Source organism: Brachybacterium sp. B718/18 (assembly GCF_055454375.1).
Genome location: NZ_JBVDDO010000001.1, coordinates 364497 through 389462, shown reverse-complemented (window position 1 = coordinate 389462; position 24966 = coordinate 364497). Strand labels below are relative to the sequence as shown.

At 72.7% G+C, this 24966-nt stretch carries 18 protein-coding genes; 8 read left to right on the top strand and 10 right to left on the bottom strand.

Annotated features, from left to right (window positions below):
- The first annotated feature begins 123 nt into the window (after nucleotides 1–123).
- Nucleotides 124–3576, top strand: a complete 3453-nt coding sequence (locus ACZCAH_RS01885) for a bifunctional proline dehydrogenase/L-glutamate gamma-semialdehyde dehydrogenase (RefSeq protein ID WP_464339457.1) — start codon at nucleotides 124–126, stop codon at nucleotides 3574–3576.
- 151 nt (nucleotides 3577–3727) lie between these two features.
- A complete protein-coding gene (locus tag ACZCAH_RS01880; RefSeq protein WP_464339456.1) occupies nucleotides 3728–4996 on the top strand; it encodes a glycoside hydrolase family 76 protein in 1269 nt (422 codons plus the stop codon).
- An 85-nt stretch (nucleotides 4997–5081) separates the two neighbouring features.
- Here ACZCAH_RS01880 and ACZCAH_RS01875 read toward each other — a convergent pair whose 3' ends face one another.
- Nucleotides 5082–6122 carry a hypothetical protein gene (locus ACZCAH_RS01875; RefSeq protein WP_464339455.1) on the bottom strand — a complete coding sequence of 347 codons (1041 nt, stop codon included), beginning with the start codon at nucleotides 6120–6122 and terminating at the stop codon, nucleotides 5082–5084.
- Nucleotides 6123–6399: 277 nt separating this feature from the next.
- Nucleotides 6400–7782 carry a UTP--glucose-1-phosphate uridylyltransferase gene (locus tag ACZCAH_RS01870; RefSeq protein WP_464339454.1) on the bottom strand — a complete coding sequence of 461 codons (1383 nt, stop codon included), beginning with the start codon at nucleotides 7780–7782 and terminating at the stop codon, nucleotides 6400–6402.
- Between the two features lie 192 nt (nucleotides 7783–7974).
- Here ACZCAH_RS01870 and ACZCAH_RS01865 point away from each other — a divergent pair, with 192 nt between their 5' ends.
- A complete protein-coding gene (locus tag ACZCAH_RS01865; protein WP_464339453.1) occupies nucleotides 7975–8766 on the top strand; it encodes a DUF899 family protein in 792 nt (263 codons plus the stop codon).
- On the opposite strand, the gene ACZCAH_RS01860 is transcribed toward ACZCAH_RS01865, so the two are convergent.
- Entirely contained in the window at nucleotides 8760–9641 is an 882-nt protein-coding gene (locus ACZCAH_RS01860; RefSeq protein WP_464339452.1) for a DUF817 domain-containing protein, read from the bottom strand. The two genes, ACZCAH_RS01865 and ACZCAH_RS01860, sit on opposite strands and share 7 nt — an antisense overlap.
- Nucleotides 9642–9759: 118 nt before the next feature.
- On the opposite strand from ACZCAH_RS01860, the gene ACZCAH_RS01855 reads away from it, so the two are divergent.
- Together ACZCAH_RS01855 and metG are read left to right on the top strand one after the other, a co-directional pair.
- The gene (locus ACZCAH_RS01855) at nucleotides 9760–10440 is read left to right on the top strand and encodes an HAD-IA family hydrolase (protein WP_464339451.1); all 681 of its coding nucleotides are present in this window, start codon (nucleotides 9760–9762) and stop codon (nucleotides 10438–10440) included.
- Nucleotides 10441–10451: 11 nt separating this feature from the next.
- The gene (gene metG / locus ACZCAH_RS01850) at nucleotides 10452–12251 is read left to right on the top strand and encodes a methionine--tRNA ligase (protein WP_464339450.1); all 1800 of its coding nucleotides are present in this window, start codon (nucleotides 10452–10454) and stop codon (nucleotides 12249–12251) included.
- A 389-nt stretch (nucleotides 12252–12640) separates the two neighbouring features.
- Here the strand turns inward: metG and ACZCAH_RS01845 are convergent, their stop codons facing one another.
- The 4 genes from ACZCAH_RS01845 to ACZCAH_RS01830 all read right to left on the bottom strand — a co-directional run bounded on the left by ACZCAH_RS01845 (nucleotide 12641) and on the right by ACZCAH_RS01830 (nucleotide 16872).
- Nucleotides 12641–13390: a PIG-L deacetylase family protein gene (locus ACZCAH_RS01845; protein WP_464339449.1), complete on the bottom strand. Its 750-nt coding sequence runs from the start codon at nucleotides 13388–13390 to the stop codon at nucleotides 12641–12643.
- Between the two features lie 10 nt (nucleotides 13391–13400).
- On the bottom strand, nucleotides 13401–14471 hold the full coding sequence (locus tag ACZCAH_RS01840; protein ID WP_464339448.1) for an FAD-dependent oxidoreductase: 1071 nt from the start codon (nucleotides 14469–14471) through the stop codon (nucleotides 13401–13403).
- Nucleotides 14472–14602: 131 nt separating this feature from the next.
- Nucleotides 14603–15919 (bottom strand): O-acetylhomoserine aminocarboxypropyltransferase/cysteine synthase family protein, encoded by a 1317-nt coding sequence (locus ACZCAH_RS01835; protein WP_464339447.1) that lies wholly within the window; start codon nucleotides 15917–15919, stop codon nucleotides 14603–14605.
- A 104-nt stretch (nucleotides 15920–16023) separates the two neighbouring features.
- The gene (locus ACZCAH_RS01830) at nucleotides 16024–16872 is read right to left on the bottom strand and encodes a siderophore-interacting protein (RefSeq protein WP_464339446.1); all 849 of its coding nucleotides are present in this window, start codon (nucleotides 16870–16872) and stop codon (nucleotides 16024–16026) included.
- 69 nt (nucleotides 16873–16941) lie between these two features.
- On the opposite strand from ACZCAH_RS01830, the gene ACZCAH_RS01825 reads away from it, so the two are divergent.
- Nucleotides 16942–18447, top strand: a complete 1506-nt coding sequence (locus ACZCAH_RS01825) for a phytoene desaturase family protein (protein ID WP_464339445.1) — start codon at nucleotides 16942–16944, stop codon at nucleotides 18445–18447.
- Nucleotides 18448–18552: 105 nt separating this feature from the next.
- Nucleotides 18553–20088, top strand: a complete 1536-nt coding sequence (locus ACZCAH_RS01820; RefSeq protein WP_464339444.1) for a peptide MFS transporter — start codon at nucleotides 18553–18555, stop codon at nucleotides 20086–20088.
- 210 nt (nucleotides 20089–20298) lie between these two features.
- Here ACZCAH_RS01820 and ACZCAH_RS01815 read toward each other — a convergent pair whose 3' ends face one another.
- Nucleotides 20299–21630: a hypothetical protein gene (locus ACZCAH_RS01815; protein WP_464339443.1), complete on the bottom strand. Its 1332-nt coding sequence runs from the start codon at nucleotides 21628–21630 to the stop codon at nucleotides 20299–20301.
- Between the two features lie 37 nt (nucleotides 21631–21667).
- A complete protein-coding gene (locus ACZCAH_RS01810) occupies nucleotides 21668–23371 on the bottom strand; it encodes a cation:proton antiporter (RefSeq protein WP_464339442.1) in 1704 nt (567 codons plus the stop codon).
- Nucleotides 23372–23697: 326 nt separating this feature from the next.
- On the opposite strand from ACZCAH_RS01810, the gene ACZCAH_RS01805 reads away from it, so the two are divergent.
- Entirely contained in the window at nucleotides 23698–24219 is a 522-nt protein-coding gene (locus ACZCAH_RS01805) for an HNH endonuclease (RefSeq protein ID WP_464339441.1), read from the top strand.
- Nucleotides 24220–24262: 43 nt separating this feature from the next.
- Here the strand turns inward: ACZCAH_RS01805 and ACZCAH_RS01800 are convergent, their stop codons facing one another.
- Complete coding sequence (locus ACZCAH_RS01800) at nucleotides 24263–24880, bottom strand: DUF1345 domain-containing protein (protein ID WP_464339440.1); 618 nt, start codon at nucleotides 24878–24880, stop codon at nucleotides 24263–24265.
- Nucleotides 24881–24966 lie beyond the last annotated feature (86 nt).

Genomic DNA, 24966 nt, shown 5'->3' with positions numbered 1-24966 from the left:
ACGGTCCGGGAACGGCCAGGGATCGGCGCCGCGGAACCGCGCGGAGGAACTACGATCGCCGTGGGCGACGACGCCCGCACCGCATCACCCGCCGGCGATCCCGGCGTCCGAGGAGTCACCGAGTTGTCCACGCAGTCCGAGACCGCATCCCCCGCTCCCGCCCCCACCGGCCTCACCGTCGAGGACGTGTCCGCGCAGGTGCGCACCTGGTTGGCCGCCGCGGCCACCCGGCCCACCCCGGCCCCCGCCCGCCTGCTCTCCGACCTGCTGCAGGATCCGAAGGGACTCGACTTCACGCTCGCCTTCGTGGACCGGGTGATCCGCCCCGAGGACCCGCGGGCGGCGGCCGTCGAGCTGCGCCGCCTCGCCCAGGACCCGCCGGCCTTCCTCCCCGGCGCCCTGCGCCGCGCGGTCTCCCTCGGCGGCACCGCCTCCCGCCTCGCCCCGTCGGCCGTGGTGCCCGCCGCGCAGGCCGCGATGCGGCGCATGGTCTCGCACCTGATCGTCGACGCCCGGCCCCGACCGCTCTCCTCCGCCATCACCCGCCTCACCGCCGACGGCACCACCTTGAACATCAACCTGCTCGGCGAGGCCGTGCTCGGGGCGCAGGAGGCCGCGCGCCGCCTCGAGGGCGTCCACGAGCTGGTGCGGCGCCCCGACGTCGACTACGTGTCGATCAAGGTCTCCTCCGTCGTGGACCACCTGCCCCTGTGGGCCGCGGACCGCACCGTCGACCACATCGTCGAGACCCTGCTCCCCCTCTACCTGGTCTCCGCTCGCGCCGAGCAGCCCACCTTCCTCAACATGGACATGGAGGAGTACCGCGATCTCGAGCTGACCTTGAGGGTCTTCGAGAAGCTGCTGGACCGGCCCGAGCTCGAGCACCTGCATGCCGGGATCGTGCTGCAGGCGTATCTCCCCGACGCCCCGCGGGCGATGGCCCGCCTGCGCGCCTTCGCCGAGAAGCGGGTCGCCGCGGGCGGCGCCCCGATCAAGGTGCGCCTGGTCAAGGGCGCGAACCTGGCCATGGAACGGGTCGACGCCTCCGTGCACGGCTGGCCCGCGGCTCCGCTCGGCAGCAAGGAGGAGACCGATGCCCAGTACAAGCGGATGCTCCTGGAGGCCCTGCACCCGGAACGGCTCGCGTCGGTGGATCTCGGCGTCGCCGGCCACAATCTCTTCGACCTCGCCTTCGCGCACCTGCTGATGCGCGAACGGGGCATCCCCGCCGGGCCGGACAGCGGCGTCGAGTTCGAGATGCTCGCCGGCATGGCGCCCGCCCAGCAGGCGGTGGTGCGGGAGACCGTCGGCACCATGCGCCTGTACGTCCCCGTCGTGCACCCCCGGCACTTCGACGTGGCGGTGTCCTACCTGGTGCGCCGGCTCGAGGAGAACGCCTCCTCCGAGAACTTCCTGTCCGCCGCTTTCCGGCTCGAGGACAGCGACGAGCTCTTCGCCCGGGAGGAGGGGCGGTTCGCGCGCGCCCTCGAGCGGGCCCTCGGCGAGACCTCCGTCCCCACGCATCGCGTCCAGGACCGCAGCCACGAGGCGAGCGGCGGGCGCGTCGAGCTGAACACCGAGACGATCCCGTCCGTCCCCGGAGCCTTCCGCAACACCCCCGACACCGACCTGTCGACCCCCGCGAACCAGGCCTGGGCCGAGAGGATCACGCGGCGCATCCGCTGCTCGACCCTCGGCGAGCGGGAGGCGCGGGCGGCTCGCGTCGAGTCCGCCGAGGAGGTCGACGCCGCGATCACCCGCGCGCTCGCGGCCCAACCGCGCTGGGCGGCGCTCCCCGTCGAGAAGCGCGCGATGCTCCTGCGCCGCGCCGCCGGGGTGCTGGCCGCGCACCGTGCGGAGCTGCTCGAGGTGATGGCCGACGAGACCGGCAAGACCCTCGAGCAGGGCGACCCGGAGGTGTCCGAGGCGATCGACTTCGCCCTCTATTACGCCGAGCAGGCTGAGCGGCTCGCCGCGCACCCCGAGCTGGTCTCGACCCCCCGGCCGCTCACCTTGGTCACCCCGCCGTGGAACTTCCCGATCGCGATCCCGACCGGCGGCGTGCTCGCGGCGCTCGTGACCGGCAGCGCGGTGCTCATGAAGCCCGCCCCGCAGGCGCTGCGCTGCGGCGCCCTGCTGGGACGGCTGCTCCAGGAGGCGGGCTTCCCGGACGGGGTGCTGACGGTCCTGGACGTCCCCGAGGACGAGACCGGCCGGGCGCTGATCTCCGATCCTCGCATCGACCAGCTGATCCTCACGGGCGCCTCGGAGACCGCGGCACTGTTCGCCTCGTGGCGGCCCGAGCTGCGGATCCTCGCCGAGACCAGCGGGAAGAACGCGATCGTGGTGACTCCGCAGGCGGATCTGGATCTCGCCGCCCGGGACCTGGCCGCGAGCGCCTTCGGCCACGCCGGGCAGAAGTGCTCGGCCGCCTCGCTCGCGATCGTGGTCGGGTCCGTGGCCCGCTCGCGGCGTTTCTACGCCCAGCTCGCCGACGCGGTCCTGAGCCTCGACGTCGACCACCCGATCGAGCCCACCGCCCAGATGGGCCCCGTCATCGAGGCGCCCGGGGAGAAGCTCCGCGCCGGGCTCACCGAGCTCGGTCCCGGCGAGAGCTGGCTCGCCGAGCCGAAGCCCCTCGACGACGAGGGACGTCTGTTCTCCCCCGGCGTGCGCACCGGGGTCCGGGAGGGATCCGCCTTCCACCGCACCGAGTACTTCGGGCCGGTGCTCGGCATCATGGAGGCCCCGACGCTCGCGGACGCGGTGCGGATGCAGAACGGCACCGACTTCGGGCTCACCGCGGGTCTGCACTCCCTGGACCCGGCCGAGATCGCCTGGTGGACCGAGCACGTCGAGGCCGGGAACCTGTACGTGAACCGCGGCATCACGGGCGCGATCGTGCAGCGCCAGCCCTTCGGCGGCTGGAAGCGGTCCGCGATCGGGCAGACCGCGAAGGCCGGCGGCCCCAACTACCTCGTGCACCTGATGGACCACGCCGAGGCGGAGACGCTGCCCAAGCCCTCCGATCCGGCCTGGCTCGAGGCGGCCCGCCGCTCGGACCGCGAGCACCGCGCCGGTCTCTTCGCCCCGCGGGACGAGCAGGACCTGCACGGAGAGATCAACGTCCTGCGATACCTGCCGCTGCCGGTGCTCGTGCGCGCCGAGCAGGGCACCACCGCCGCGCAACTGCGCCGTGTGGTCCACGCCGCCCAGACGGCGGGTGCCGAGGTCGAGGTGTCCGTCGCCGCCTCCGAGCTCGTGCAGGCCGCGGCCGACGAGGGCTTCGCGGAGGTGACCGTCGAGGACGCCGCGACATTCGCCGGTCGCTACGGGGAACTCGCCGTGCCCCGCGTGCGGGTGCTGGGACGGATCGGCGAGGAGCTGCGCGCGGCGGCCGCGGCCCGGATCGACATCGCCCTGTTCACCGGGGACCCGGTCGCGAGCGGACGCGTCGAGCTGCTCGCCTTCCTCCGGGAGCAGGCGATCAGCGCGACGGATCATCGCTACGGGAACCCCCTGCCGCATCCCCTGGACCTCACCGGCGGCGCGGGCTGGGAGCGCGGCCCGGCCTGAGCGGCAGGCCGTCGGCCGCGGGCGACCGGACCTGCGGCCACGCTGCCGCCGGCCACGGAGAGGCCGATCTGCGCGAAGCGGGTGTGCCGACGTGGGAATCGCACTAGCGTGTCGCGGGACCGCTGTCCCCCACCGCACATCGAGGTGCACCGTGTCCACACCCACCCGTCGGACCGCCCTGACCGCCGCCACCGCCCTGACCGGGGTGGCGTCCGTCGCAGCGTTCTCCCCCGCCGCCCTCGCCGCCCCCTCCGGAAGGACCTCCCCCGTCGTGCGCGATCCCGCCGCCGTCACCCCGCGGGAGGCGGCCTCCCGGGCCGTCGCCGCGACCTCCTCCCTGCTCACGCATTTCCGGGCCGAGACCGACGCGGACATGCTGATCGAGCAGTACCCCCGCCAGGAGCACGATCCGGAGTTCACCTACGTGTGGCCGCTGTCCCAGGCCCGCGCCGCGCTGACCGAGCTGATCGCCGCCCTCGACGGCCCCGGACCCGGCGCGGACACGGGGAATCTCGACACCGCAGCGGCCGACGCCGCCCTGATCCGCGCCCAGGAGCACTACTGGTACCCGGCCGGAGGCACCACCGGCCTGCCCGGCTACACCGCCGCCACCAACTCCACCGATGGCGCCAACGGCGACTTCTTCTACGACGACAACGACTGGATCGCCCTGCTCGAGATCGAGCAGCACCTGTTCACGGGCGGTGCCCGCGGTGATCTGGACCGGGTCGGCCAGCTGCTCGAGCTGTTCCGCTCGGGTGAGTCCACCGATCCCACTCTCGCCTCTCCCGGCGGGATCGACTGGACCCAGGGCGACTGGAACCACGACCGCAACACCGTGTCCACCTTCCCCTCGGCGAAGGTCGCGCTGCGCTGGTACCAGCTCACGGGCGAGGAGAAGGCGCTCGAGGACGCGCTGCGCTGGATGGCCTGGGGCCGGGACACCCTGCTCGCGCCGAACGGCCTGTACTGGGACAACATCAAGCCCGACGGCGCGATCGACCGCACCCAGTGGACGTACAACCAGGGCGTGCCGCTCGGCTGCGAGGTCCTCGCCTACGAGATCACCGGCGAGAAGGAGTACCGGGAGCGCGCGCTCTCCCTGGTCGAGGCGATCATCGGCTTCTACGAGCCGTTCACCTGCGGGGCGGGGCTGGACACCCAGCCGATCCAGTTCAACGCCATCCTCGCCTCCAATCTCCTGCTCGCTGAGTCGGTGCTGGGCGCGCAGGTCCAGGGGCGCACGATCGTCGAGGCCTACGCGGCGCGTCTCTGGGAGGATCGCCGCGACCCCGAGACCGATCTCGTCACCGGCTCGCGGGAGACGGAGTCCGGGACGCACCTCCTGGATCAGGCGGGATTCGCCCGCACTCTCGCCCTCGCCGCGCTCGGCCGGCCGCTCTGGCGGCACCTGAGCTGAGGGTCCTCGCCCCGCCCGTCCGGTGGCGGTGCATGGGCGCGAAGGTGCTCGTGACTCCTGACTCCCCTAGGGGCCGGTCCGGGCGTCAGCCGTCCTGTCCGGGTCGCCACCCGCGGCGCATCAGCTCCCGCCGCACCCGGTCGACCGCCCGTCGGCACCCGTGGAGGAGGTCCTCCGCGGAGGTGCGCAGCTCGACCCAGCCGGCCTGCATTCGTCGGTCACCCCGCGCGATGTCACGGCTCTGCTGCGCCCGATCGAGGTGCGTCGGCCCGTCGTGCTCCAGCGCCACCTTCCTCTCCGGCCAGTGCAGATCGGGCTCGCCGAGATCGAGGACCCGACCGCTGTGGTCCTCCTCGGTGGCCGGCGCGTTCGCCAGCGGCTCCGGCAGGCCTGCGGCGACCATGGCCAGCCGCAGCGCGGTCTCCGGCGCGGAGTCGCTGCTCATCCTGACCAGCGCGACGGCCTGACGAATCTGGCGCGCTCCCCGACCCCGGTACTCCGCGACGGCCGCGTGCAGCTCCTCGAGGGTCGCATAGGGTTCGGCCCGTCCCTCGAATCGAGGTCGCGGTCTCAGAACGAGATGGTCCCCGACCGCGACGAGGGCCTCGAGACTGATCCGCGGACCGAGGTCGAGGAACGTCCCGAGCCTGGTGGTGAGCCGGACGCCGGGTGCCCGATCTCGGCGATCGACGAGCCGGACGACGGGAGCGTCCAGCAGGCTCCACCGCACCAGCGCCGTCTCCCCGGGACGAGACTCCCCGCGGGCCATGTGGATCCGACCGTCGATGGTGTTCCGCGCGGGGCGATGGATGCTCCCTCCGTCCCCGACCCGGGACTGCCGTGGAGTCTCCGTCACCGAGTCCGCGAGGACCCCGGGCAGGGGCAGTCCCCAGAGCCGGGCGGCGGTCAGACCGGCGGCGAAGGCCTCGGGGTCCCGCCGGCACAGGGCGCCGACGATTTCCCTCTCGGTGACCACGCGATCTCTCAGCGCCCACAGTCCGGGCGCGACGGAGACCAGATCATCGCGCCGGAGCCGCGACCGGCTGGCCCCTGCCTCGAGCGACTCCCGGGTGGTGAAGACGGCATGAGTCAGGCCTTCGGGGAGCGGGCTCGGGGCGTGCGGCATGCCCACAGCATCGGCCGACCGCAGCGTGGTCCCCCGTGTCCCTGCGCATCGCCCAGGTCACCGCGGGAACGCATGGGTCCTCCCCATTCCGGTGACAGACGTCAGGGTCAGGCTCCGACGTCGCCGACGAGACCGCAGAGGCGTCCCTCGTCGCTGCGCCGAGTGCTGCATTCGGACCGTCACCGGCCCCTCGAAGCGGTCTGAACGCAACACTCGACGGGCAGAAGCGGTCCAAAGGCAACACTCACCGGCGAGAAGAGCGGTCCAAACGCAGCCCTCAGCCGGCGGTGCCGACGCGGGCGCCCTCGGGCACCGCGCCGCCCTCCTCGCCGAGCACGGCGTCCCCGATCAGCGAGACGTCGGCGCCGAAGGTCCAGTCACCCTTCACCTCCACGCTGCGAGCCTCGCGCAGCGAGGGCACACCTTGGGGGAAGCGGGCCTCGAAGTCGCCGATCAGCTTGTACGAGCCGGCATCGAGCGACACCGTCGGCACCGACTCGACCCGCTGCACCAGGGCGCCGCGCTCGTCGAGGTCGTAGAGGTCGGAGCGGACCAGCAGCAGGTCGCTCGTGGCTTTCACCGGAAGGAAGCGGTCACGACCCACCACGATCGCGGTCGCCCCGTCGAATACCTCGATCGCGGCACCCATCGCGGACTCGATCTGAAAGACGGGGGTCGAGGCCTTGTCGGCCGGGTCGACCGTCTTCTCGTTGCGGATCAGGGGCAGGCCCATGACGCCGTCGCGCTCCGCGAGGATCGCCTGAAGCTGCTCGAGGTCCCACCACAGGTTGTTGGTGTGGAAGAACGGGTGGCGGTGCTCGTCGGTGAAGTAGTCCATCTCCTCGGCCGGGGTCTGCGCCGTGTCGCGCAGTATGAGCCGGCCGTCGGACTTCCGCACCGCGAGGTGGCCGCCCTTGCGGTCCGCGGGGGTGCGGCGGCACAGCTCGGCGGCGTAGGGCGCGCCGGTGGAAGCAAACCACGAGGCAAGCACCGGGCTGGGGACCGTGCCGAGGTTGTCGGAGTTGGAGACGGAGGCGTACTTGAACCCGGCGTCGAGCAGCTGCTGCAGCAGGCCGGAGGTCTGCAGGGCGGTGTAGATGTCGCCGTGGCCGGGCGGGCACCACTCGAGGTCCGGGTCGGCGTCCCAGGTGACGGGGTGGAGGTCGTCGACGCGGAGCTTGGGCTCCTTGTTCTGCAGGAAGTCCAGCGGCAGGTCGCCGACGGGCAGATCGGGGTACTTCGCGAGCACCTCGAGGGTGTCCTCGCGAGTGCGGAAGGAGTTCATGAAGACCAGCGGCAGACGCGAGCCGGTCGCACGGCGGGCGGCGAGGACCTGCTCGACGATCAGCTCGAGGAAGCTCTTCCCGTCGCGGACGGGCAGGAGGGACTTCGCCCGGTCCATGCCCATCGACGTGCCGAGACCGCCGTTGAGGTTGATGACCACCAGCTGGTCGAAGACGGACTTGGCATGCGCCGGGTCGATCGAGACGTCCTCGAGGCGGGGCGGGTCGAGATAGGGATCGATCGTGCCCTCGGGGATCGAGCCGGTGACCCCCTCCTCGAGCTGTCCGTAGTAGTGGGTGAAGACGTCGATCGCGGTCTGCGCGACCCCGGCGTCCTGCATCTTCTGCTGCGCGGCGGCGAGTCCATCGGTGCTCATGCCGACAGCGTATCGACTCCCGCCCGTCCGTCCGCGCCGCAAGGTCCGCTCCGGAACGGGGCTCGGGGAGGGCATGCCCGGTCCGTCCTCCGCGGCGAACCGGGCGAGAGCCTTCCCTCGGCCGCCGAGCGGTGCTTGACTCGGCACGAGCGCCGGGCACCGTCGTCCGACGCACGAGCCCTGGGAGGCGACATGTCCTCGTCCGATCCTGTTCCCGCCCCGTCGCGTCCTTCCGCGCCGGGCCTCCCCGAGGTGGTGGACCGCGAGACCTGGGAGGCGGCGCGCGCCCAGCTCCTGGTTGAGGAGAAGGCGCACACCCGGGCGGGGGATGCGCTCGCGGCGAAGCGCCGCCGCATGCCGATGCTCGAGGTCGACGGCGACGCGACCGTCGTCGGCCCGAACGGCCCGGTGCCCTTCCGCTCCCTGTTCGACGGCCGCGAAGAACTCCTGGTCTACCAGCACATGTGGTGGGACGGCGCCCCGCACCAGGGGCAGTGCGAGGGCTGCACCCTTACGGCCTGGCACCTGCAGGATTCCGCCTATCTGCGCGCCGCCGGGGTCTCCTTCGCGGTCCTCACCACGGGCACGTGGGAGGAGGTGGAGCCCTTCGTCGCCTTCATGGGCTACACCGAGCCGTGGTTCTCGGTGCGGGACGCTCCGGAGCCGATCGGCGGGGACATGGGCAACCTGCAGTGCTACCTGCGCGACGGTGAGCGGGTGTTCCTCACCTATGCCATCACCGGGCGCGGCACGGAGGTCGCCGATCCGGCCCTCGGCCTGCTCGACCTGACCGCCTTCGGTCGCCGCGAGGCCTGGCAGGACATGCCGCCGGGACGCGTCGTGGAGAACGACCCCGGGTGGTTCTGGCGCCTCGACGCCGACGGCGCCTCCACCTGGGGGCCGACGGGTCGGCCCGCCGCGCAGTGGACGCGTCCCGGTGCGACGGCCGAGACGACGCTCGGCCGCACCGGCATGCATCACTGAGTCCCCTCGGGTCCCCGCGGTCGGTGGACGAGCGTCACCAGGACCACCGACACCATCATCAGCAGCAGCCAGGAGACCAGCTTCGAGAGCGGCACCAGGTGCCAGCCCTCCTGCTGATGCGGGTAGATCCAGGCACCGGCCGCGGTGCCGACGTTCTCGGCGATCCACAGCAGCGACGCCACGCCGAGGAAGGCGCCGAGGACGGGCAGGCGCCGCCAGGGCGCCCGCTGGTGCACCCGGAAGGTCATCAGGCAGCTGCCGTACAGGACGACCACGCCCCCGAGGAGCATCCAGCGGGCGTCGGGCAGGTAGTGGTGGGTGAAGAAGTTCCCGTAGATCGCCGCGCCGAGCAGGACGGTCGCCCAGAGCGGCGGATAGCGGGTGAAGCGCAGGTCGAACAGGCGCATCACGCGCACCATGTAGGAGCCGACGGCGGCGTACATGAACCCGGTGTAGAGCGGCACCTCGCCGATCCGGAGGATCCCGTCGGCCTCGTACTGCCACGATCCGACGGAGGTCTTGAACAGCTCCATCACGGTGCCCACGACGTGGAAGACAGCGATCACCCCCATCTCGCGGAGACTCTCGAGGCGCAGCGCCAGCATGGCGACCTGCAGCGAGAGAGCTGCGACGACGAGGACGTCGGCTCGCGGGATCGCAGCGTCCTCGGGATACAGCGTGCGCGCGGCGACCAGGAGCAGCAGCATCGCGGCGCCGAACACGCACGCCCAGGACTGCTTGAGCCCGAACACGAGCGCCTCCACGAGGGCTCGGCGTCCCGCCCCGGCGGCACCGGTGAGTGCGGCGGCGCGACGCTGCGCCCACCGGTCGAGGTGCTCCTCGAGCGGCGTGAAGGGCGGGCGCTGCGGGCTCATGTCACCAGTCTCCGCAGGCGGTGCGCAGGTTCCCGCGGGGAGTCGGGAGGATTCCGAGGAGATGGCGGGGAGCTCCCGAGGAGGCCCGCGCCCGGGGGCCGCTCCCTACGATGGTGCCGTGCCCCACGACTCCGTCGACGTCCTCCGCGAGCTCGTGACCACCGCGCGGATCCGCGTCGTGGTCTCGGACCTGGACGGCGTGCTGCGCGTCTTCGACCCCACGCTGTGGGCCGAGCTCGACGCGTTGACGGGCACTGCCGGCGGATCGAGCTACTCCGCGATCCTCGGGCACCCCTACCTCGACGAGGTGGTGCGGGGCCGCGGCACCCACGCCCGCTGGCGCGAGCTCGCGGCGGAGCGGCTGGTGGCGGCGGGGAGCCGTCCCGACCTCGCCCGCGCCGCCGTGGACCGATGGGCCGCGACCACCGCGGTCGTCGACGAGCGCGTCCGCTCCGCGCTGCTCGCGCTGCGGGCGTCCGGCACCGCGGTCCTCGTCCTCACCAACGGCACCGACCGCGTCCCCGAGGAGCTCGCCGAGCTCGGGCTCGGGGACGTCGTCGGGGACGACCGGAGGCTCCTGCTCAACACGGCGGACCTCGGCGCGGCCAAGCCGGACCCCGAGGCGTTCGCCCGGGCCCGTCGGCGGATCGAGGAGGTGCTCGGGGAGCAGGTGCCGCCGAAGCGGATCGCCCTCCTGGACGACTCGCCGCGTCACATCGAGGGCGCGAGGGCGTGCGGATGGCACGCGGTGCTGCACCGCCCGGAGGACGCGAGCCGCACCGGGCCCCGCCTCCCCTAGAATCGATCCCCATGAGCACAGTCCTGTCCGCGGTCGCCTGGCCGTACGCCAACGGTCCCCGCCACATCGGCCATGTCGCCGGCTTCGGCGTCCCCTCCGACGTCTTCTCGCGGTACATGCGCATGGCCGGCCACGACGTGCTCATGGTCTCCGGCACCGACGAGCACGGCACGCCGATCCTCGTGAAGGCCGACGAGGAGGGCCTCACCGCCCGGGAGCTCGCCGATCGCAACAACCGCCTCATCGTCGAGGACCTCGTCGCGCTCGGGCTCAGCTACGACCTCTTCACCCGCACCACGACCCGCAACCACTACCAGGTGGTGCAGGACATGTTCGTGACCGTGCGCGACAACGGCTACATGATCGAGAGGACCGGCCACGGCGCGATCTCCCCGTCGACCGGCCGCACCCTCCCGGACCGCTACATCGAGGGCACCTGCCCGATCTGCAAGACCCCCGGGGCGCGCGGCGACCAGTGCGACGCCTGCGGCAACCAGCTCGACCCCACCGATCTGATCGATCCGGTCTCCCGCATCAACGGCGAGACGCCGGAGTTCGTCGAGACCACCCACTGGTACCTCGACCTTCCCGCGCTCGCCGCGGAGCTGGGTCGCTGGCTCGACGAGCGCGAGGCGACCGGGCTGTGGCGCCCGAACGTGATCCGCTTCAGCCAGAACATCCTCGAGGACATCAAGCCCCGCGCGATGACCCGCGACATCGACTGGGGCATCCCGGTGCCCGGCTGGGAGGACCAGCCCACCAAGCGCCTCTACGTCTGGTTCGACGCGGTGATCGGCTACCTCTCGGCCTCGGTCGAGTGGGCGCGGCGCAACGGCGATGCCGAGGCGTGGCGGAAGTGGTGGAACGATCCCGAGGCGCTCAGCTACTACTTCATGGGCAAGGACAACATCGTCTTCCACTCGCAGATCTGGCCGGCGGAGATGCTGGCGCAGAACGGCCAGGGGGACAAGGGGGGCGAGCCCGGCGGCTTCGGCGTGCTGAACCTCCCCACCGAGGTCGTCTCCTCCGAGTTCCTCACCATGGAGGGGCGCAAGTTCTCCTCCTCCAAGAACGTGGTCATCTACGTGCGCGACGTCCTGGACCGCTACCAGGCCGACGCGCTGCGCTACTTCATCTCGGCCGCGGGCCCGGAGAACCAGGATGCGGACTTCACCTGGACGGAGTTCGTCGCGCGCACCAACAACGAGCTCGTGGCCGGCTGGGGCAACCTGGTCAACCGCACCGCGGCGATGATCGCCAAGAACGTCGGCGAGATCCCCGCCGCGGGTGAGCTCGAGGAGATCGACGAGACGCTGCTCGGGGCGATCCGCGAGGGCTTCACCACCGTCGGCGGGCTCATCGAGGCCCACCGTCAGCGGGCCGCGATCGCGGAGGTCATGCGGCTGGTCGGCGAGGCCAACCGCTACGTCTCCGAGACCGAGCCGTTCAAGCTCAAGGCCGAGGAGCAGCGTCCGCGCCTGCTCACGGTCCTGCACGTGCTGGCCCAGGCGGTCACCGACCTCAACACGATGATCTCCCCGTTCCTCCCCTCCTCGGCGAACGCCGTGGAGAGGGCGCTGGGCGGCGACCGGGTGATCGCCCCGATGCCGCGGATCGACGAGGTCGAGGATCTCGACGGCGGCCCCGGGTACCCGATCATCACCGGCGACTACACCGGCGCCCCCGCCTGGGAGCATCGTCCCGTGGTCGTCGGGCAGACGGTCGTGAAGCCGACGCCGATCTTCGTGAAGCTCGATCCGGAGATCGCGGCGCAGGAGCTCGAGCGGCTCGAGACCGCGGCGCAGGACTGATCCGGTCGGGCGCGGCGCCGACGAACGGCTCGCCCCTCCCCCGAGGCGGGCTGACTCGGCGAGCAGCTGGTCCGGATCGGACGCGGCGGCGCGAGTCCGCTCGGCGCTGGCCTGGAGGGTCCTGCCGCTTCTCGTCGGGCAACTGATCGTGAACGCGGCGCATCTGCGCCGCGAGCTGGACGCTCCCGCGATGTCCGTGCAGCGGGCCCTCGACCAGCTCACCGCCTCCGGGTGCTGCAGGAGACGACAGGTCGGTCCCGCAACCGCGTCTGGCAGCACCGCGGGATCCTCGCCGTGCTCGACGACTATGCAGAGCGGATCCGCCGGGCCGGGTGATCACGGCAGGTGCTCGCCCCGCCGGGACCGCCGCACCGGTCCCGGGTCCCCGCTCACTCCTCGCCGCCGAGGCCCCCCAGGTCGAAGACCCGCAGCACGACGGCGTGCCCGGTGCCCGCGGCGACCCCGCCCTGGGCGAGGTTCTCGGGGAGGAACACCTCGGGCGCCGGATGACCGGTGACGTGGGCGAGATAGGCCGCATGCGCCTGCAGAGAGGCGACCGCGGCATCGACGTGGTCGGGGCCGACGGGCCGGGCGTGGGTGGGCTCGGGGTGCCCGACGACGAGGATCGCCCGCGCCGTCCACGGGGCGAGCTGCTCCTGCTCGGCGAGCTCGCGGAACACCCACGGGTTCGCGGCGTCGCGGCAGGCGTCGACGGCGGCGAGCCCCGCGATGCGGTGGTCGGCCTGGTTCAGCCCGCCGTAGGCCTCGACCTCGAAGTTCGCGGTGAGCACGAGGTCGGGTCGCACCTGGCGGATCACCCGGGCGATGTCCCGGCGCAGTGCGAGCGTGCCCTCGAGCATCCCGTCGGGGTGATCGAGATACCGCAGGTCCGTGACGCCGACGCGCCCGCAGGCGCTGCGCTGCTCGCGCTCGCGCAGCGGGCCGACGATCTCCGGTGGCTCGGCCATTCCGGCCTCGCCGCGGGTCAGCAGCAGGTAGCTCACCTCGATCCCGGCCCGGGTCCAGGCGGCGACGGCGGCGGAGGCGCCGTACTCCATGTCGTCGGGATGCGCGACCACGCAGAGCACGCGGCGCACCCCGTCCTCGGGCAACGGGGGCAACGGGGCGGCAGCGTCCATGGCGCACACCCTAGACGCGGACGAGCTCCCGGTCGAGGTCCCTCACCAGACGATTCACTGCGGCACGACCGGCGCGGTTGGCGCCGATCGTCGACGCGCCGGGCCCGTGGCCGACGAGGTGGATGCGCGGATCCGCGGCGACAGCCGTGCCGTCCATGGCGATGCCGCCGAGCGGGCCGGTCAGGTGCAGCGGTCGCAGGTGGCGCAGCTCGTGCCGGAACCCGGTCGCCCAGAGGATCACGTCCAGCGCGGTACGGCGACCGTCGGCCTCGAGCACCCCGTCCGGCAGGATCCGCGCGAACATCGGCCGCCGCGCGAGGATCCCGCGCTCGGCAGCGCGGCGCAGTGCGGGCGTCCAGATCAGCCCGGTGTGGGAGACGACGCTGCCGACGGGCCGCCCCTCCCGGACGGCGTCCCAGACCCCGGCGACGGCCTCGCGACCGGCCTCCTCGGTGAACTCGCGGTCGCGGAACTCGGGCTCCCGCCGCGTGTACCAGAACGTCTCCCCCACCTCGGAGATCTCCTGCAGATGGCCCAGCGCGCTGATCCCGCCGCCCACCACCGCGACCCGCAGCCCGGCGAACTGCTCGGCCGCGACGTACTCCGCGGTATGCAGCTGATGGCCCCGGAAGTCGCGCGCCCCGGGGACGGCGGGGACGAAGGGCCGGGTCCAGGTGCCGGTCGCGTTCAGTACGGCGCGGGTGCGGAGCAGGGGCCGGGCGCGGCCGTCCGGGTCGACGGAGTGGACCAGCAGAGGCCGCTGCGGTCCCGGGGCGGCCGACGGGTCGTCCTCGACGCGGGTGACCCGCACGGGGCGCTCGACCTCGATCCCCTGCTGCCGCTCGAAGGCGGCGAAGTACTCGGGGACGGCCCGGTTCGCGGGGACCTCGGGATCCGCGGCGGGTACGGGCATGTCCGGCAGCTCGCGGATCCCGTTGACGGTCGCCATCGTGAGGCTGTCCCAGCGATGCCGCCAGGCGCCGCCGGGGCCGTCCTCCGCATCCAGCACCGCGACCGGGGCGATGCCGCGCCGGCGCAGATGGTGAGCCGCGGAGAGACCGGCCTGCCCGGCGCCGATCACCACCACCTGGACGTCTCTGGCCGCTCCGACCTCTCTGGCCTCTCCGACCCCTCTGGCCTCTCCGACCGCTCTGACCTCCATGGTTCCCAGAACCCTCGCCGTGGCGGGGGTGTTCCCGGGAGCGAGCGGTATCACGCAGGCTGCGGCACCGGCGTCGCCCCGTCGGCGGCGGGCAGGGCCGCGACGGCGGCAAGTCCGCGGCGGAGGTCGTCCCAGAGGTCCTCGACGTCCTCGAGACCGACGCTGAGCCGCACCGTTCCGGGCGTCACGCCGCAGGCGAGGCGCTGGGCCTCGGTGAGGTGGGAGTGCGTGGTGGTGCCCGGATGGCACACCAGCGAGCGGGCGTCGCCGACGTTGACGGCGAGGGTCCACAGCTCCAGCGCATCGCAGAAGGCGGCCGCGGCGGCCTCCCCGCCGGCCAGCTCGAGGGAGAACACCCCCGAGGTCCCCCGGGGGAAGTCCCGCCGGGCGAGCGGGGCGTCCGGACGACCGGGGATCGTCGGATGCGAGACGCGCTCGACGCCGTCCTCTCCGTGCAGCCGCGCGGCGAGGTCCGCGGCCGTCGTGCTGTGCGCGCGCATGCGCAGGCCGAGGGTCTCGATGCCGACGAGGATCTGCTGGGCGCTCGCGGCGGGGAGGGTCGCGCCGAGGTCGGTGACGTACTTGGCCCGGGCGTAGGCGAGCAGTCCCGAGCAGCCACGCTCGTAGTCGTCGGCGAAGGTGACGCCGAAGCGGCGGTTGCGCGTGGTCAGGCGCGTCCAGCGGGCGGGACATCGTCGGGGATCGAAGCGACCGGTGTCCACGATCAGGCCCGCGATGGTGGTGCCGTGGCCCGAGAGGTACTTGGTGGCCGAGTGCACCACCAGGTCTGCCCCGTGCTCGCCGGGTCGGTACAGCGCGGGGCTCGCCAAGGTCGAGTCGACGACGACGGGCACGTCCCGGGCGTGGGCGACCTCGGCGATCGCCGGCAGGTCCACGAGCTGGGCCCCGGGGTTCGCGATCGACTCGACGAGCACGGCCCGGGTGTCCTCGGTGATCGCGGCAGCGAGGGCAGTGAGATCCGCGGGGTCGACGACGGTGGTGGTCACGCCGAGGTCCGCGAGGGTGTCGTCGAGGAACTCCGTCGTCCCGCCGTAGAGGAGCGAGGACGCGACGAGGTGACTGCCCGGCTCCAGCAGGGCGAGCAGCGCGATGGTGGTCGCCGCCTGGCCGCTCGCCACCGCGATCGCGCCGATCCCGCCCTCGAGCGCGGTGATCCGGCGCTCGAGCACGGCGGTGGTGGGGTTCCCCGAGCGGGAGTAGGCGAAGCCGTCGCAGCGCCGGGCGAAGAGATCCCGCAGTGAGGCGTGGGACTCGTGCGCATACGCGCTGGTCGCGTACACGGGCGGGACGACGGCGCCGTGGGCGTCGTCGGCGCGCCAGCCGGCGTGGATCGCTGCGGTGCTCATGCTCCCCCTCCTGTCGATGCGGTCCAGCCAGCATCGAGGAGGGGGCGGCGCCGCCGCGAGCCGTGTGACGGACTGTGGCCCTTCAGGTCACCCGCCGCACCGGCTCAGTCGTCGATGGCGCCGATCGGCTCGCGCTTCTCGGCCTGGAACTGGTCCTCGACCCGGCCCAGCGCCCAGTACGCGGAGATCGAGATCTGCTCGCGGGGAACGCCGCGCTCGGCGACGAGGACGCGCCGTAGGCGCTTGGTGAGACCGCGCTCGGCGTGGCAGAACACCTGCAGGCCCGCGGTCTCGGCGAGGTCGAGGGCGGTGACGGCTTCGAGCAGCTGCTCGCGGTCCCCGATCACCCAGCGCACCTCGACGCCCGCCGGCGCCTCGAGGCGCAGCCGGTCCTCCTCATGGTCGAGGTGGATGAGGGCGAGGCCCTCGGCGGCGGGGTCCATCGCCTCGAGCGAGGCCGCGATGGCCGGGAGGGCGGAATGATCCCCGATCAGGAGGTGACGGGCGGTGGTCTGCTCCGGGCTGTATCCGCCGCCGGCGCCCATCAGGGCCACGCGGTCGCCGGGCTGCGCGGCGTCGGCCCAGCAAGAGGCGACGCCCTCCGCCTGGCCGTCCGCGGCGCTGTGCAGCACCACGTCGAGCTCGATGGCCTGCTCGTCGTCGAGCCAGCGGCGCACCGTGTAGGTGCGGCGGGAGGGCAACAGCTCGGGGCTCTCCTCGCGCAGGCGCTCGAGGTCGAAGGGGGGCTGCAGGCCGGTGGAGGGATCGGGGAGCAGGAGCTTCACATAGGCGTCGGCCTGCTCGTTGCGGTTCAGGGCGGAGAACAGCTCACCGCCGAGGGTGATGCGGAGCAGGCGCGGGGAGAGGCGGGTCTTGCTCCTCACCTCGAGCACGGCCTGTTGGCGCTTCTGGGGCCGACGGGCAGGGGCATCGGGGGCGGTGGTGGTCTCCATATCCCCCACATTACGCGACATCCCGCTTTCGAAAATGCCTGTCCAGTCGTCGACCTCTAGGGTGAGGGCATGACCCCCTCTGCGACCCACGAGGTCGATGCCGTCGTCGTCGGATCGGGCCCCAACGGTCTCGCGGCCGCCGTGACCCTGGCCCGGGCCGGGCTGCGGGTGCTGGTCCTCGAGGCGCAGGACACCGTCGGCGGCGGAGCGCGCACCCTCGACCTGGGCCTCGCGCCCGGGATCGTGCACGACATCTGCTCCGCGGTGCAGCCCCTCGCCCTCGCGAGCCCCTTCTTCCGCGACTTCGACGTGACCGCACGCGGGGTGCGGCTCATCTCCCCCGAGGCGTCCTACGCCCAGCCCCTCGACGATGCCCCGGCGGCGATCGCCTGGCACGACGTCGAGCGCACCGCGGCCGGGCTCGGAGCTGACGGGCCCGCCTGGCGTGCCGTGATGGGCACCCTCGCCGCCCATCAGGACGAGGTGGTCGCCCTCGCGCTCGGCGACAAGCGCTCCCTGCCGCCGGAGCTGCTCACCCCGCGCGGACTGCGCGCCGCACCCCTCTTCGGGGCGCTCCTCGGACTGCAGGGAAGCCCCGCCTGGGACCTGCCCTTCCGCACCGAGCGCGCCCGCGCCCTGCTGGGCGGCGTCGCCGCGCACGCGATCGGCCGCATGCCATCCCTCGCGCTCAGCGCCACCGCGGCGCTGCTGGGCACGATCGCGCACGGGGTCGGCTGGCCGATCCCCGTCGGCGGCTCGGGCCGGATCGTCGACGCGCTCGTGGACGACCTCGAGGCGCACGGCGGGGAGATCATCACCGGCCACCACGTGCGGACCTGGCGTGACGTCCCGCCGGCGCGCGCGGTGCTGCTCGACACCACCGCCGGCGCCGCCGCCGAGATCCTCGCCAACCGGCTGCCCCGTCGGCTCGAGACGGCGCTGCGCCGCTTCCCCCACGGGGACGCCGCGGCGAAGGTCGACTTCGTGCTCTCCGGGCCGGTCCCCTGGCGCGATCCGGAGGTGGGCCGCGCCGGCACCCAGCATCTCGCCGGGTCCCGGGAGGAGATGGCCGCGGCGGAGTCCGAGGTCGCGGCGGGACGGCTCCCCCGTCGGCCGATGACCCTGGTGAGCGATCCCGCCGTCGCGGATCCGAGCCGGATCGTCGGCGGGCTGCGGCCGCTCTGGGCCTACGCCCACGTGCCCGCCGGGGACCGCACCGACCCGACCGAGGCGGTGACCGCGCAGATCGAGCGCTTCGCCCCCGGGTTCCGGGACGTCGTCGTCGCCTCCCGCGGGATCTGCGCCGCGGACATGCCCCGCCACAACGCCTCCCTCGTGGGCGGCGACATCACCATGGGACGGGTCACGATGTGGGGCATGATCGCCCGGCCCACCCCGTCCGCGGACCCGTACCGCCTCGCCGACTCCGGCTGGTACCTCTGCTCGGCGGCGACCCCGCCGGGCCCCGGCGTGCACGGGATGAACGGCTGGCACGCGGCGCGTCGGACCCTGCGCCGCGAGTTCGGGATCCAGGAGTCCCCGGACCTCTCGCCGGCCCTCTCCGTCCGGTCCTGAGCCGGAGAGCGGCAGAGTTTTCTGACATCTGCAGCGATGAACGACCGGTCACACGGACGCGTCGACGCTGGCAATGCGTCGGAGGAAGGCGCAGGATGTCTTCCCGTGAATTCACCAGACCCCCGATCCCCCGGCCGTCCGGAGCCCACGGCGCCTGTCGCCGGAGCCGCCGACCTCGCCGTCGAGCCCTCCGACGACACGGAGCACAACCCCTCGGGCCGCCTCTTCCTCGGACAACCGGCTCCGCTCGCGAACCTGTTCAGCGTCGAGATGTGGGAGCGCTTCAGCTTCTACGGCATGCAGGGCATCCTCGCCATCTACATGTACTTCTCGGCGACCCAGGGCGGCCTGGGCATCGACGAGACCACGGCGCTCGGCATCGTCGGCGCCTACGGCGGCTCGGTCTACATCTTCTCGATCCTCGGCGCGCTGGTCTCGGACCGGCTGCTCGGCCCGGAGAAGACCCTCTTCGGCTCCGCCGTGATGATCATGCTGGGCCACATCTCCCTTGCCGTGATCCCGGGGGTCCCCGGTCTCGTGGTCGGCCTGCTGCTCGTGGCGGTCGGCTCGGGCGGTCTGAAGTCGACCGCGGCCACCCTCGTCGGCTCGCTGTACGCGGTCGATGACCCGCGCCGCGACGCGGGCTTCTCGATCTACTACATGGGCATCAACATCGGCGGCCTGCTGGGACCGCTGCTGACCGGCTACCTCCAGCTGTCCTTCGGCTTCCACCTCGGCTTCGGCGCCGCGGCCGTGGGCATGGCGATCGGCCTGATCCAGTACGCGCTGACCCGCAAGGGCCTGCCCGCCTCCGTGCACCGCGTCCCCGATCCGCTGCCGCGCTCGCAGTACCCGCTCTGGGCCGGCATCGCCGTGGTCGCGGTCGTGCTCGCCGTGGTCCTGGCGACGACGGGGATCGTGAACCCCGGCAACCTCGCCACGATCGTCTCCGTGCTGGCCGTGGTGGGCGCCGTGGCGATCTTCGCCCTGCTGCTCACCTCGAAGAAGCTCGATGGCGACGAGCGCTCACGCGTGGTCTCGTTCATCCCGCTGTTCATCGGCACCGCGGCCTTCTTCGCCCTGTTCCAGCAGCAGTTCACCGTCATCACCCTGTACTCGGACACGCGGCTGAACCGGGAGATCCTGGGCTGGGAGATGCCGATCTCGTGGGTGCAGTCCTTCAACCCGTTCTTCATCATCGTGCTGGCGCCGCTGTTCGCCGCGCTGTGGACGAAGCTCGGCCGTCGCAATCCCACCACCCCCACCAAGTTCGGCGTGGGCATCGCCCTCATGGGCGCCGCCTTCGTGCTGTTCCTGCCGATGTCCTCGGTGGTCTCGGTGCCGGTGCTGTGGATCGCGATGATCATGCTGGTCGCCACCCTCGGCGAGCTGTGGATCTCCCCCGTGGGCCTCTCGCTCGCGACCAAGCTCGCCCCGCGCGCCTACCCGGTGATGATGATGGCGCTGTACAACCTGGCGGTCGCCCTGGGCACCGCCCTGTCCGGTTCCCTCGCGGGCTTCTATTCGGCCGATGCCGAGGTCGCCTACTTCGGCGTGCTCGGCGCGGTGACGATCGGGATCGGCCTGATCATGCTGGCGATCGCCCGCCCCGTCGGGAAGGGCATGCGCGGCGTGCGCTGACGCCTCCCCGGCCCTGCCGCTCCCGCGACGACCGTCCGCACGAGCCGTCCTGCCCCGTCGTGCGGGTCGGCTCGTGACGTTCAGGGGCCGAGAGGATCGCGAGGGCGCCGACGACCGTCAGCGCCGGGATCATCGCCTCCCTCCCACCACGGCGAAGCTCGCGCCGATCAGGGACGCGACGAACGCGCAGGCGACCGCACCCGCCCCGCCTCAGATCTGACCGCGCAGCTCGGCCAGGAGGGTCAGCACCGCCGTGAGCACGGCGGCCGAGCCCTCGACGTGGGAGCCGTCCCCCTCGAGCAGGCCGCAGCGCACCAGATCATCGAGGTCCCGGCGCACGAGCACCAGGTCCCCCAGGCTCTCCCGGTCCGCCTCGTGGATCACCTGCGCGACCGGCAGATCCACCCCACCGTCGACGCACGCGCTGACCAGCGCGGCGAGGGTCTCCGGAAGGCCTCGGAAGCCACCCTCCCCGCCCGCGCGGGCATGGCGGCCCAGCAGTGCCGTCGTGAGCACGGCATGCCCCCACTCGGCGAAGGCCGTCGGCTCGTCGGCGAAGGGACGGAACGGGACGGGCCCCGCCCGGGCGGTGACCCGGCGTGCGCCGAGCGCGAGCCAGCCGCCGTCGAGCAGCGCCACCCACGCCCCGGCGATCTCCGGTCGGTGCCACATGCTGCGGGCGCCGACGGGGAGACCGAGCAGCTCGGCCACGCGAGCCGTCTCCGCGCGGCCCAGCGCCCCCGAGTCCGTGACCCGGCATCCCGGACCCACCACGTCGAGGATCGCCTCCGCCGCGCGCAGCAGACCGTTGCGACGGTAGAGCTCCGGGTCGGGGTCCTCCTCGAGCAGGGGATCTTCGCTCGAGCGGCCCTCGCCGATCTCCGGGAGGAACCAGGGCCAGCTCGCCTGCTCGGCACGGCTGGGCGGTTCGGCATGCAGCACCTCGAGAGCCGCCTCCCGGTCGTAGGGGGCGGAGATCGGGGCGAGGGAGCCGAGCTCGGCGAGCGCGACACGGTCGGCGTCGGAGCGCGTCGCGTACCAGCGCAGGTAGGCGGCGAGCTCCTCGGAGTCCTCCAGGTCCACCCCGCGCTCGAGCCCGTACCCGAGGACGTTGGTGGAGAAGGAGCGTCGGGTCGGGTCATCGGCCGCCTCGAGGGTCGCGAACTCGAGACTCTCCAGCAGCAGCGAGGCGGCGCCGGGGCTGAGGGAGTCGTCTCCCCAGTCCCCGGTCTCCTGCAGGAACGCGAAGAGCTGCCGGAGAGCAGGGACCAGATCCATCGAGTCCTCTCGCGTCTGCACGACGTGCCGCGGCACCACGCGGGTGAGCAGCTCCGCGGTGAGGTCCTCGGTCCACTCCGCCGGATCCGGGCTGTCGAGCTGTTCGTCCTTGAGGCGCAGGAGCGTGTCGATCAGCCGCGCCTCCTCGTCGGTGAAGTTCGGCAGGTCACGCCGCCGCCACGCGAGGTAGTCCTCGAGCAGGGAGGCGCGACGCTCCTCGCCGCCGTCGCGCGGCGGCTGCCGGGGGCCCTGCGATGCCGTCATGCCTCCAGCATGCCGCTCCGCGGGCGGGACGGCCAGGTCACGGCACGTCCCCGCGCAGCGCCCGCTGATCCAGCAGCTTCTGCGCCCGGGCGATCACATGGGAGTCGTAGGCGGCGGTCGAACGGGCCTCGTCGAGGGCGTCCCGCTGTGCTTCCTGGACGAGGGCCAGGAGCTCGGGCATCTGCGCGCGCACCGGATCGCCGTCCTCCTCGCGGGGAGGATCCTGGCGCATGCGCTCCTGCCAGGCCCGGGCGGCGTCCAGCACCTCTGGGGCGAACTCGCCCCCGTCGCGGCGACGCAGCGAGGGGTTGTCGAGAACCTGCGCGACGGCGGCCTCGCCCACTTCCGAGAGCAGGAGCTGGAGCTCGCGCCTCTCGCGCTCGGCGTCGCTGCCACGGATGCCGAGCAGGCGGATCAGCAGCGGCAGCGTGCCGCCCTGACCGACGAGGGTGACGAGCGCGACCACGAAGGCGACGAGCACCAGCTGGGTGCGATAGGGGAAGTCGGTGGGCAGCGACTGGGCCGCGGCGAGCGTGACCACCCCGCGCATCCCGGACCAGGCGATCACCGCCCCGCCGCGCCAGCCCAAACCGTTCTCCGCATAGAAGCGGGCGTCGGCCCGGCGGCGGCGCAGCCAGCGCTCCGCCTTCGGCAGCGCGGGGTGCTGCTGCAGGCGCTCGTCGGCCGAGACCTGCTCGAGGATCCTGCCGATCTTCGCCTCGGTGCGGCGGTGCTCGTCCTGGCGACGACGTGCCGAGTGCACCACGGGCACGACCACGGCGAGCCGGACCACGGCGAGCGCGAGCACGACGAACAGTCCCACCCAGACGGCGGTGAGGACGGACAGGCCGACGTCGGCGACGTCGTCGACGAGGGTCACCAGCTGCAGGCCCATGAGCAGGAACACCCCGTTCTCCAGCAGGAGCTGCACGGTGGTCCAGTTCGTGCGCTCCGCGGAGCGGTCCTGGACGCTGAGCCGACGCACACCGGCGGCTCCGGTGACGAGGCCGGCGACCACCACGGACAGCACCCCTGAGGCGTGCAGCAGTTCGGCGGGGAGGAAGGCGACGAAGGGCACGACGAAGGAGATCGCGGTGGTGAGCGCAGGCTGGTCGATGCGGGAGCGGATGCGGACCGCGAGCATGCCCACCACGGCGCCGATCACGAGGGCGATCGCGACGGCGTAGGCGAAATCCGCGGCGGCCTGCCAGAAGGAGAAGGCGCCCGCGGTGGCGGCGACGGCGGTGCGCAGGAGCACGAGGGCGGTCGCGTCGTTGACGAGCCCCTCCCCCTCGAGGATGGTCAGCAGCCGCGGCGGCAGGCCGAGCCGCTTGCCGATGGAGGTCGCGGCCACCGCGTCGGGCGGGCTGACCACGGCGCCGACCGCGATCGCGGCGGCGAGCGACAGGTCGGGGAAGATCCACCACAGCAACAGTCCGACGCCGAGGCTGGAGAGGAGCACCAGGACGACGGAGAGCGCGGTGATGGTGCGCAGGTCGCGGCGGAAGTCGACCACGGGCATGTTGACGGCGGCCGAGTAGAGCAGCGGCGGGAGCACGGCGGTGAGGATCAGCTCGGGCGGCACATCGATCCGCGGCATACCGGGCACGAGGCTCACCCCCAGCCCGATGAGGACCAGGAGGATCGGCGTGGCCAGCCCCAGCCGGCGCGAGGCCAGCGAGGCGGCGACGATCACGAGCACGGCGATCACGCCGACGATCTCCAGCTGCTCGAGGTACACGGGTCCTCCTGTGCGGATCGCGTCGGGTCGCCGTTCGGGCGTCGTGCGTCGCTCTCGACGCTCGCGGGCACAGCATCCCACTCGGGCCCGGGAGTCCGCCGGACCTCCCGCGCGGCGCTCCGCGGGATCGGCACCTCGCGTTCGGCACCTCGTGTTCGGCGACACGACACGCGGACGCCATCTGCCGGGAGGGCCCGTGCCGGACAATTCGATGGTGACCGGGCAGGGATCCGGGTCACACTGCTCGTGCCGGTCGCGAGCTCTCCCCTCCCGCGGCCGGGTCGAGTCATGGCGCACATCGGCGGACGACGGACGAGGTGATGAGCATGTCGCAGGTGAAAGTGTTCAACCTGGGGTACGACCCCGGGACCGGGATCGGAGAGCTGCTGCACACCACCACGGTGCGGCACGCCTTCGGGATGATCCGCCGGGAGGTCGCGAACCCGGTCGAGCTGACGCTCGTCGAGGATCGGATCGTGCCCCTCGCCCTCGAGCTGACCCACGAGCTCTCGGGCGCCTGGGTGGAGGGCATCGGGCAGCGGTCGATCGGCTTCTCCTACCGGGCGGTCCACGAGCGGGACCACTGGACCTGCGCCTACTGCGGGCGCAGCGTGTCGAAGACGCCGCCGAGCGAGGCGCTGCTCGCGACGGTCGACCACATCCTGCCCGTCTCCCGCGGCGGCCCGTCGTCCTGGCTGAACCTGGTCTCCGCCTGCAAGGAGTGCAACAACCGCAAGGCGGATCGCACGCCGCAGGAGGCAGGGATGGATCTGCGTGTCGAGCCCTACGACCCCTCGCTCTCCTACCGCGTGGGCGGGCACGTCGAACCGCTGCCGGTCCCCGCCTGAGCACCGCCGACGGGTGGCGACGGGGCCGTCCCTCCGAGTCGGCTCAGGCGAGGCCCAGGGCTCCCGCGACGAGGTTGACGGCGGCGCCGAGGACGATCATCCCGAAGGCGAAGCTCAGCAGGGCGTGGCGCAGCACCATGCCGCGCATGACGGGATCGGTGGTGTCGGTGTCGGTGATGCCGTAGGTCATGCCCACCGCGTAGCTGACGTAGAGGAAGTCGGAATAGCGCGGCGGGAGATCGCTGCTGAAGTCCAGTCCTCCGCCCGCCGCATAGAAGCGATGGGCGTAGCGGACGGCGTAGGTCAGGTGGACGCTGGCCCAGGCGCCGAAGACGCCGAGCAGGGTCACGGCCGCGCCGATGCTGCGCAGCGGCTCGTGCCCGGCGGAGCCGAGGTGGAGGACCACGATCGAGATCACCGCGAGGGCGGAGAGCACGGCGACGAGCGTCGTGTCGACGGCGGGATCGAGGTCCTCGTCGCCGGCGTGCTCCCGCGTGGCTTCGGCGTCCTTGGGCCACAGCACCCACCACGATCGCAGCAGGAAGCTCAGTTCGGCGACGGTGATCCCGCTGATCACGGCAAGCGGCACGTCGACGACGAGCAGCAGCAGGGCGCCGGCCACGAGGCCGAGCCCGGTCGCGAGGAGGATCCGCCGACGCATGGCGTCGATCGTAGGACCACGGAGGCCGGATCACGGACAGTGACGAGCACCGCACCCCGCCTGGGAGGCGTTATCTCATAGATGAG